Source organism: Mucilaginibacter lappiensis (assembly GCF_050433765.1).
In the GTDB taxonomy this organism is placed as follows: Bacteria; Bacteroidota; Bacteroidia; order Sphingobacteriales; family Sphingobacteriaceae; genus Mucilaginibacter; species Mucilaginibacter lappiensis_A.
This window is the reverse complement of the sequence record NZ_JBNPWP010000009.1, coordinates 264,751-273,798: the sequence shown is the minus strand read 5'-3', so window position 1 is coordinate 273,798 and position 9,048 is coordinate 264,751. Positions and strand designations below refer to the sequence as shown.

Genomic DNA, 9,048 nt, shown 5'->3' with positions numbered 1-9,048 from the left:
ACACTTTCTCTTTCTTGACTGGTCCCTTTTGCAGCGGAATCACTGGCCCTATATGCGTCGGAATCGATGGTCCCATATGGAGCGGAATATCCACTATGCTTAGATTTTCAATATGATGGATTTAATATAAATGTGCGAAATGTATTTATTAATGAGAAATCTCTTTTCCTAACCAAACACCGTATTTCCGCCATTCCTGGTAATGTACGCACCATTCCGTGATCCAGGGGATCATCTCCGCCAAGGGGATTGCCCGGAAAAGAGGCATATCCTGAACCGGGTGATAAAGGCATAAGCTCAGATCGCCGTAAACATGGATCTTTGGATGATAAGCGATCCCTTTAATCAATATCCGGTCAAAGCGCAGCGGAAAAAAGGGCGAATAATTCAGCTCGACCTGGTAGCGACGGCCGCCCACTTCCAGTACGCCAGATCCACTGATCATGCGCTCGTTAAGCGATAGTTTAAGCCAGCTAAAATGACGCTTGACCAATTCCAGCTGCGCAAACAGGAAAACCTGGTATTCCTTTTGGCAGGATGTCACCACCTCATCCTCCATAATTGTGATGTGCCGTGTTTTTATAGCCATGGTCCTGGCGGATGCGGCCGGCCTCATCCGTAAACGCTTTGCCACCGATGATCAGGCCGTTCGCCCGCGTCACAGGCGATTGCGAGAATTTGGACAGTACCTTGATTTGCTCCTGCAGCGACTCCTTGTACACCCCTTCGTCGAACAGTTCGATATAATGCTGGCCGCTCTTATCAAAGCCCTCCTTCAGTGCGTTCCATTCGCGGTGGAACTTATCGACAAAACGGTAGAAATGATCATAATGTGCCGCCGTCCAGCTATCCGTAAAATGCTCCTGCTCGTTCACCGGATTAGTGACTGTAAACCGGATGCGGTTTTGTTGCGCAAGGTTATAAGCCAGTTTGACCCGGTTCAGCGCGTTGTCTATCGTTTCATAAATCGAAGGCTCGCCCTGGTAATTCAAACCCATTAGCGTTGTCAGCACGATGCTGGAAGTCGCGTAATCCGCATTAGCCCCCGAAAAGTAAATATCCCGGTATCGCTTCACCAGCTGCACCGCGCGCTGCAGCGGCGATTTGCTATAAAAGTCATCGCGTGGCAGCTCTTCGATCTGTGCGCGCAGTTCCACTTTCATCCGGTTATAATAACCTTGAAGCACCGACTCGCGACGGATCGCCGCTGCGCGGGCTAGGAACCATTCCCCGAAGCCCCTGGGGTTGCTGATTGCCCAATCCCGCAGCAAACGGTCGGGAATGCGGATTACATTCTTGTCCTGGTAAAATATGATACAGCCCGGCAGGATATCCATGTGAAAGTCGTTGGCATAATTGATGCGCACGCAACGGTTCTTTTTTTCCAGCTTGTCACCATACCGGTCATCACCTTCCAGCTTTTTCAGCAGCGCATTATAAATTTCGGCGGGTGTAAAACGGCTGTAGAGCGCATTGATCTGGACCACAATATCCAAGTCGAATTCGCAGCCTTTGTAGGGGCGAACGGTGGTACCCGTCAGTACCGAACCCTGCGGATATACATCAATATCCAGGTCCTTGAAAAAGCCCTGGTCCTGATCCAATAATTCCGAGATCGCACGATAGGCCGACTCCATCCGGCCCTTGCGGGTCTCATCCAACTGCAAATGCTGCGCGATGCGGGCCAGCAATTCCTCCCTCTGCAGTTCGTAATGTTTAAATATATCTTCCATAACTAAAAACTCTGATTAATGATCAATTTCGTATGTTGTCCTATTTTCGCCAATTGCGCGCCGTCCCGGTGAAAACGGCATTGTTCGATCTGCTCGCATTCCGCTATCGCAAAACCCCTGGACAGATCCAGCGGCTGTGCTGCAAGTACCACGAGCGCTTCCCTTTGCTTATCTGAAGGCAGCAGTTCATATACATCATAGATCAGCACCTCGTAACACTGATGGAATTCGCTCCATTTCAGGTGCCGCGAATGCCGCCGGACATGCTTATAGCGAATGCTTTTAAACACATCCCGGTCTAGGATACCCGTTTCCAGCAACTCCTCACAGAATTCCCGCTCGCCACTCACTTCCCGTTCCTTGGCCTCTTCAAACCATTTCACCACATCCACCGTGTATTTTCCTTTCACCCGGAACCGCAGATCGCAGTCACTTGTATGATCGACGCCCAGACCGTTGGCCTGGCTGTCGGGCACGAAGCTCCATGATTCGAATAGCTTGTCGTCGCCATAACGCTTATAAACCCCGCCGACCGGTTGCAATTGGTTGGCGATACGGCGGTTCAATACTAGCAGATAGCTATTTGTCCCCGGTATTTTGATCCGGAACAGGTAGCTCAGCGAAAACCTTATCTGTTTGGTGCGGTAGGTCCAGAACAGCGTCCGGATATATAGCCAGGCGACATCCTTATTGTCCCAGAGCTTGCTCACCCCCTTGGAGAAGACCTGCTTTAACAGCGCAACGATGATTTGTCCCATTTCTCTTTTTTTTAAATTATTCGCTGCGCAGTAAACCGATCAATAGCAACAGCACTAAACCGCCGATCACGTTTCTTACCTGTTTGCTTTCTGCCAGGCCGGTCGTTACTTCCGTGGCAAAATGCTCACAGTTATATTGCACTAGATCGTACGATTTTCCCGCGAGCTTTAGAGCGCGCAGGATAACCTGCTTCCGTTCCTGCTCGGTTCCGCTGAAGCGATCAATGCGCACCAGGCTGCGCCCCGCAGCGGCATAATCCCGCACGGTGATTAGCCTCACGCCGCCAGTCAGGTGATGATTCTCGGCGATCCATTCCTGTCCATCGGACAGGCGCCCCAGATACACCGCGAAATGCTTAGTCAGGCCGGTGGTAAAAATGGCTTCCACTAACTGGTCTCCGGCCCTTAATAAATATGATTGCAGATTTTCCATGATTAAATAAATTTTGTTGTATATATGTCCAAAGTATTATAGATTTGTATCATCAACGTAACGTTGTTTCATTTGTCAAATATATACATTGTATTATTAATGTAACAATGTCTTATTTATAAAACTTTTCAACAACTTACCCACATGGAATCCACATTAAATTCAGAACTGTTGGCCAGTATGCTGAAATCCAGGCGCGGCAAAATGGGCTTAAGGGATACCGCTGCAGAGATCGGCGGAATCAGCTCGGCGACTCTCTCGCGTGTTGAACAAGGTAACCTGCCCGATGTTGAGACCTTTATCCGCCTGTGCAACTGGCTCGGCGTATCCACAGAAACCTTTATTACCGGTGAAAAGATCGAAGCGGCAGACATTTCCGAAAAGGAAAAGATCGTCTTCCAGCTGCGCTCCAGCCGGGAACTGGACACCGATACCATCAACGCCATGGTACATATGGTCGATATGGCTTTTACCAAATCCAAACGCGATGCCCAGTAAGTCCGTACTAGCGCGAGGTTTTATGGCAGAAGCTGAACGGATCTCCGAAGGATGCCGGAAGGATCTGGGCATTTCCAAATTCGACCCGTTGGATGCCTTTAAACTCGCCGAACACCTCCAGGTGGACGTTTTTACCGTCGACGAGATTTTTGGCGACCAGACCGACCATCCCGACTACAGCCGGATGATCGACCCCGATAAATTTTCCGCCATGTGGACCCCGAATGTTCACGGCGAAAAGATCATCATCCATAACGACCGCCATTCCCGCTTCCGCCAGCAAAGCAATCTCATGCACGAGCTCGCCCACATCATCCGCAAACATACCGTCCCGCCTGAATCTGCTGTCCTATGCGCACAGTTTGGATTGCATTATTTTAACCCCGTCCACGAACAGGAAGCCAAATACTTAGGCGGTTGTCTGCAGATTACCCGCCCAGGCTTGCAATGGGGACTCAAACACCTCGCCACCGTGGAAGGTATTTCAGACCACTTTTGCGCCAGCGTCGATATGGTCAAATACCGCATAGGTATTACCGGCGTGTCCAAACAGTATAGATTTAGATAAAGGTCATTCGACAATATTTGCCATTTACTCAGACTAACGGCAGGCATCTTAGTCGACGTAGTATCGGAACAAATATTGATCGCTTGTTGGGCAAATTTGAAATCACCCTACAATCAACTCGATATAAGGTACCTTAATATCCGTAAGTCATGATTAACGAATTGGTCAAATTAATTCTAATCTTTTCTTTAGTTGCTTCATATCTTCACTGATTTTTACATCAACAATTTTAGCATAGTGCTGGGTTTGCTTAAGTGATTTGTGACCAAGCATTTTCGAAACCGTTTCTATTGGCACTCCGTTAGTTAATGTTACTGTAGTGGCAAAAGTATGTCTGGCTGTATGAAAGGTTAAATTCTTCTTTATACCACAAGTGTCTGCAATCTCTTTTAAATAAGAATTCATTTTCTGATTGGTCAATACAGGTAGAACGGTTCCATTACTCATGCATTTGGAATGATTTTCGTATTTGGCAAGAATTTTTAACGCTGCTGGAAGCAAAGGAAGTCTTGTAAATGAATTTGTCTTTTGCCTGGTTGTTATGATCCATTTTTCACCATCTATTCCAATGGTTATGTCTGAGTCTTTTAAATTATAAACATCAATATAAGCTAGCCCTGTATAACAGCAAAAAAGAAATATATCACGTACATGAATAATTCGTTCTATTTTAAATCGTTTATTAGAAATTGCCAGCAATTCTTCTTTGGTTAAAGCAACTGGAGTTACTTCCTGTCGTTTAGTTTTGAAGCCTATGAATGGGTCCCTTTTCAGCCACTCCTTTCTCAGACACTCCAGAACAATCTTCTTGAAGTTACCCACATATTTTATAGCCGTATTATGATTGCATTTCTTTTTGCTTTTTAGCCAGAATAAGAATTGAGTAATAAACTCATAATTCAAATCACCAACGTCTATATCATTTTTCTTATATTTCCACTTGATAAAGTTACCTACATGGGAGTAGGCGGTTTTATAACGGGTTAGTGTACCGGCAGCAACTTCTATACCCACTAAACCTTGCATCTGGACATTATGTTCAAGGAATGCGGCCATAATGAAATGTTTCTTTTCATCTGCTCCTAAAAGCACTTCTTTAATGCCTTCTGCGGTTACAGGTTTATTGTTTTCAATAAGTTTTATTTTTGCCTGATAGACCTTACAGGATATAAGTTCTAAATATGAATTCAGTTCTTTTACATCTTCACTTTCACCTGTTGCCCTACCTAATGATGAGTCCCATTGATTAGTTATCCATTGCCTTTTGATGGATAGTTCGCGGTTTGCGCCATTTACAGTGATACGGAGATAAACATATCGTTTTTCATTCTTTTGATTTTTTGCTTGCTTTAAATAAAAAAACAAGCCGAAGCTTTTTTCTAACATAACAAATTTTAAATGTCAGCAAAGCTTAATAATGGTCTTCTTAAATCAAAAATGCAATAATTAGATGCGGAATTAGGCACACGTAGATAACTGTGTATATTTAAAGAACGCCCTTAGGGATCATTTTCGGCTTTTCGTAATTACCCGTCATTACGTCTTTTATGGCCTGAGCAGACAGTTCTTTGTTGTTTTCCATCAGCCATCTTTTGGCTTGATATACTTGCATTGCAAACGCATTGAGAAAACGGTTCAGTTCTTTTGTCGTTAACTTGTTACCATTTACTCTTCCTGAACGTGCGTCCCATTTTGACGGTTCACATTTTCGCTTAGTTGAAATCTCGTTAGATTTACCATTAACGGTGATCTTCAAATAGATAAATCTGACATCATCACATTTGTTTTTGGTTTGTTTCAAAAAGAAAAAATAGCCGAAACTTTTTTCTATCATAAATATGATTTTAAACGATTAACAAATTTAATGCTAAGGCCTTTGCAAAACAAGATGTTCATATTGTAAACATGCTCTTATACGGCCCATTGCTAATTATTTAGTTGAAAATAGTTTCTGATATTTAAAATGATAATGGCTGATTATCAATATCAATTGTTTTACCAAAAAGTATTCTCAATTTTAACTTAAGTGATTCATTTACAATTCTTTAAAACTTCATAGCGTCTTTTTTGAAATAAAAAAGACGCTATGAATGACGCAATGCAATTGTGAATATTTTTTGATTTTCAAAGGGGCTAAAAATTGAAAAACCCTCTAATTAGCGAAATTAGAGGGTTTTTCAATTTTAAAAGGTCCAAGGTTCAAATCCCTCTTTCTTTTAAATTTTTACTTGTAAATAGCTGATTGTTAATCAATTATAAACAATTTTTATTATCAGCGGAGAGGGAGGGATTCGAACCCTCGATACCCTTTTGAAGTATACACACTTTCCAGGCGTGCTCTTTCGACCACTCAGACACCTCTCCGGATCAAATGGGTTTGCAAAGGTAAAATAATATTGCTTTCATAGGCAATAAAAAAGCGAAGCCCTTTTTAAGGACTCCGCTCCACGAAAACTTTAACTCAACTTATAAAAAATATGGCATTTATAGTATAGAGTATAATTAAGGCTATTGGTTTAATTTGAGTAAAAAATTTTTACCCGTAATGCAGATAAATAATTTTAGCTTATGTTTGCTTCATATTGCCAAATGGCAGTTTTATACATAAAAAGCCTGTTTAGTTTAAATGCTGAGCATCAACAACATTAAAAAACCTATCGCTGCCGATATTGATGTGTTTGAGGAGAAGTTCAAAACTTCTATGCAAAGCTCGGTACCTTTGCTTGACCGCATAACCCATTATATTGTTAAGCGTAAAGGCAAACAGATCAGACCAATGTTTGTATTTTTTGCGGCCAGCATTTGCGGGGGCATCAATGAATCAACCCATCGTGGCGCTGCTTTGGTTGAGCTGCTGCATACGGCCTCGCTTGTTCATGACGATGTGGTTGATAACTCCTACCAGCGCCGGGGCTTTTTCTCTATCAATGCCTTATGGAAAAATAAGATAGCCGTTTTGGTTGGCGATTACCTGCTGTCAAAGGGGTTGCTATTGTCTATTGATAATAATGATTTTCAGCTGCTTCGGATTGTATCAGATGCGGTAAAGCAAATGAGTGAGGGTGAGTTGATGCAGATAGAGAAGGTACGCCGCATGGATATTGGCGAGCCTGTTTATTATGAGGTGATCAGGCAAAAAACGGCATCACTTATAGCTTCCTGCTGTGCATGTGGTGCGGCATCTGCCGGGGCATCAGATGAGGTGGTTGAAAAAATGCGTTTGTTTGGCGAAAAAATAGGTATTGCTTTTCAGATCAAGGATGATATGTTTGATTTTGGTACCGACGATGTAGGTAAACCCTTAGGGATCGATATCAAAGAGAAAAAAGTTACCCTGCCGCTGATATATTCGCTGGCTAATACTACCGATTCCGAAAAGAAAAGAATTATAAACCTGGTTAAAAATCATAATGACGATCCGGCTAAAATTGCACAGATCATTAAGTTTGTAAACGACACAGGAGGGCTGCAATACGCCGAAACCCAAATGAAAAAATACCAGGAAGAGGCTTTTGCCATACTGAATACTTTCCCCGATAGTGATTCGCATAGGGGCCTTGAGCAGTTGGTAAGGTTCACTACCGAACGCGATAAGTAAGCCCATTTATTGTTAACCGGCATTGTATTATACTTTTAACTTTCGCCCGGCTCTGCTATCTTTATCATAAATTAAACATATACACATATGGATAATATGAATAAATCAGGCGTGCCTACACTTTTTGAATGGGCCGGGGGAATGGAGGCTTTTGAAAAACTTTTTGATCGGTTTTATGATAAGGTATTGGAAGATGACCTGCTTGAGCCTGTTTTTAAACACATGTCTGATCAGCACCGCCTGCACGTGGCACATTTTGTTGCCGAAGTTTTAGGTGGTCCAAAAATTTATAGTGAAGAGGAGGGCAGCCATTTTATAATGATCGGCAAGCACCTGCAAAAATACCTGACCGAGGCGCACCGCAAACGATGGATGGACCTATTGCTGTTAACCGCCGATGAGCTTTCACTGCCTGATGATCCGGAATTTCGCTCAGCCTTTATGGCTTATCTGGAGTGGGGTACCCGCTTAGCGGTAATAAACTCAAAAACCGATGAGGTAACAGAGCCTGCCGATGTTCCGATGCCAAAGTGGGGCTGGGGCGTACCCGGCGGACCATACATTCCCTGAATTTTATAAGGTGATAAAAGTCATGGCGATTTAAAAAAATGGCCTTGTATGCTATGCAGTTATAACTTCTCCTTAAACTTATTAACTTCGTAAATGCAATCCTTATATCAAAGCTTTCCCAAAATCACATTTTTTGATATTCTTGATGTGATATTGGTGGCCTTTATCATTTACCAACTATACAACCTGATCAGGGGTACCATAGCGGCCAACATATTTATTGGTTTCGCGGTGATATTTATCCTCAACTTTGTGGTAAAGGCCCTGGATATGAAACTGCTTACCGTAATACTGGGCAAGTTTGTTGATGTGGGGATCATTGCCGTTATTGTGGTTTTTCAGCAGGAGGTGCGGCGGTTTTTGCTGCTGGTAGGTAAAAATGCATCACTTCAGCGTAATAAGGCTTGGTGGCAGTACTTTTTTGGCAAGGCTGAGGTGGAGAAGAATAATTATGCCCGCATAAAACCTATTATTGATGCCTGTAAAAGCATGAAGCAAACGCGTACCGGCGCTTTAATAGTATTTGCCAAATATTACGACGAACAATTTTATCAGAACAGCTGCGAGGTTGTGGATGCCAAAATATCAAAACGCCTGCTCGAAAGTATTTTTCAAAAAACAAGTCCGCTGCATGACGGGGCTGTGGTGATCTCTGAAAATAAAATTAAATCGGCCAGTTGTATTTTGCCCCTTACCGAAAAAACTGACCTGCCTGCGCAATTTGGCTTGCGCCACCGGGCGGGTATTGGAGTAACTGAGGCAAACGAGGCAACGGCTATCATCATATCTGAAGAAACCGGTGAACTCTCTTACGCCAAACAAGGCCGCGTTAAAATGAACATTAGCTTTGCCGAACTGGAAAAGGTGTTGAATAAGGATTTTTAACCGCT

11 protein-coding genes and 1 tRNA gene are annotated in these 9,048 nt (G+C 43.2%); 5 read left to right on the top strand and 7 right to left on the bottom strand.

The features are described from left to right. Window positions 1-148: 148 nt before the first annotated feature. From M2273_RS24005 to M2273_RS23990, 4 genes are read right to left on the bottom strand one after another with little or no spacing between them, the layout of a single operon-like run. On the bottom strand, window positions 149-589 hold the full coding sequence (locus M2273_RS24005) for a hypothetical protein (protein WP_429400317.1): 441 nt from the start codon (window positions 587-589) through the stop codon (window positions 149-151). Next, a complete protein-coding gene (locus tag M2273_RS24000; RefSeq protein WP_429400316.1) occupies window positions 549-1,733 on the bottom strand; it encodes an SMODS domain-containing nucleotidyltransferase in 1,185 nt (394 codons plus the stop codon). Before M2273_RS24000 ends, M2273_RS24005 begins: the two co-directional genes overlap by 41 nt. Before the next feature lie 2 nt (window positions 1,734-1,735). Then, entirely contained in the window at window positions 1,736-2,491 is a 756-nt protein-coding gene (locus tag M2273_RS23995; protein WP_429400315.1) for a hypothetical protein, read from the bottom strand. Window positions 2,492-2,507: 16 nt separating this feature from the next. Further along, complete coding sequence (locus M2273_RS23990) at window positions 2,508-2,924, bottom strand: lecithin retinol acyltransferase family protein (RefSeq protein ID WP_372978949.1); 417 nt, start codon at window positions 2,922-2,924, stop codon at window positions 2,508-2,510. Window positions 2,925-3,068: 144 nt separating this feature from the next. On the opposite strand from M2273_RS23990, the gene M2273_RS23985 reads away from it, so the two are divergent. Together M2273_RS23985 and M2273_RS23980 are read left to right on the top strand one after the other, a co-directional pair. Continuing rightward, entirely contained in the window at window positions 3,069-3,422 is a 354-nt protein-coding gene (locus M2273_RS23985) for a helix-turn-helix domain-containing protein (RefSeq protein ID WP_429400314.1), read from the top strand. Window positions 3,423-3,444: 22 nt separating this feature from the next. Beyond that, on the top strand, window positions 3,445-3,990 hold the full coding sequence (locus M2273_RS23980) for an ImmA/IrrE family metallo-endopeptidase (protein ID WP_429400313.1): 546 nt from the start codon (window positions 3,445-3,447) through the stop codon (window positions 3,988-3,990). Window positions 3,991-4,155: 165 nt separating this feature from the next. On the opposite strand, the gene M2273_RS23975 is transcribed toward M2273_RS23980, so the two are convergent. The 3 genes from M2273_RS23975 to M2273_RS23965 form a co-directional block, all read right to left on the bottom strand. Further along, complete coding sequence (locus M2273_RS23975; RefSeq protein WP_372978952.1) at window positions 4,156-5,376, bottom strand: site-specific integrase; 1,221 nt, start codon at window positions 5,374-5,376, stop codon at window positions 4,156-4,158. A gap of 100 nt (window positions 5,377-5,476) precedes the next feature. Continuing rightward, entirely contained in the window at window positions 5,477-5,824 is a 348-nt protein-coding gene (locus tag M2273_RS23970; RefSeq protein ID WP_372978953.1) for an Arm DNA-binding domain-containing protein, read from the bottom strand. A 442-nt stretch (window positions 5,825-6,266) separates the two neighbouring features. Then, a tRNA-Ser gene (locus tag M2273_RS23965) sits at window positions 6,267-6,354 on the bottom strand. Window positions 6,355-6,616: 262 nt separating this feature from the next. Between M2273_RS23965 and M2273_RS23960 the strand changes: the two genes are divergently transcribed. From M2273_RS23960 to cdaA, 3 genes are all read left to right on the top strand, one after another. Beyond that, window positions 6,617-7,588: a polyprenyl synthetase family protein gene (locus tag M2273_RS23960; protein WP_429400312.1), complete on the top strand. Its 972-nt coding sequence runs from the start codon at window positions 6,617-6,619 to the stop codon at window positions 7,586-7,588. Window positions 7,589-7,675: 87 nt separating this feature from the next. Further along, window positions 7,676-8,158 (top strand): group II truncated hemoglobin, encoded by a 483-nt coding sequence (locus tag M2273_RS23955; protein WP_429400311.1) that lies wholly within the window; start codon window positions 7,676-7,678, stop codon window positions 8,156-8,158. 93 nt (window positions 8,159-8,251) lie between these two features. Next, window positions 8,252-9,043 (top strand): diadenylate cyclase CdaA, encoded by a 792-nt coding sequence (gene cdaA, locus M2273_RS23950; protein ID WP_429400310.1) that lies wholly within the window; start codon window positions 8,252-8,254, stop codon window positions 9,041-9,043. Window positions 9,044-9,048: the final 5 nt, after the last annotated feature.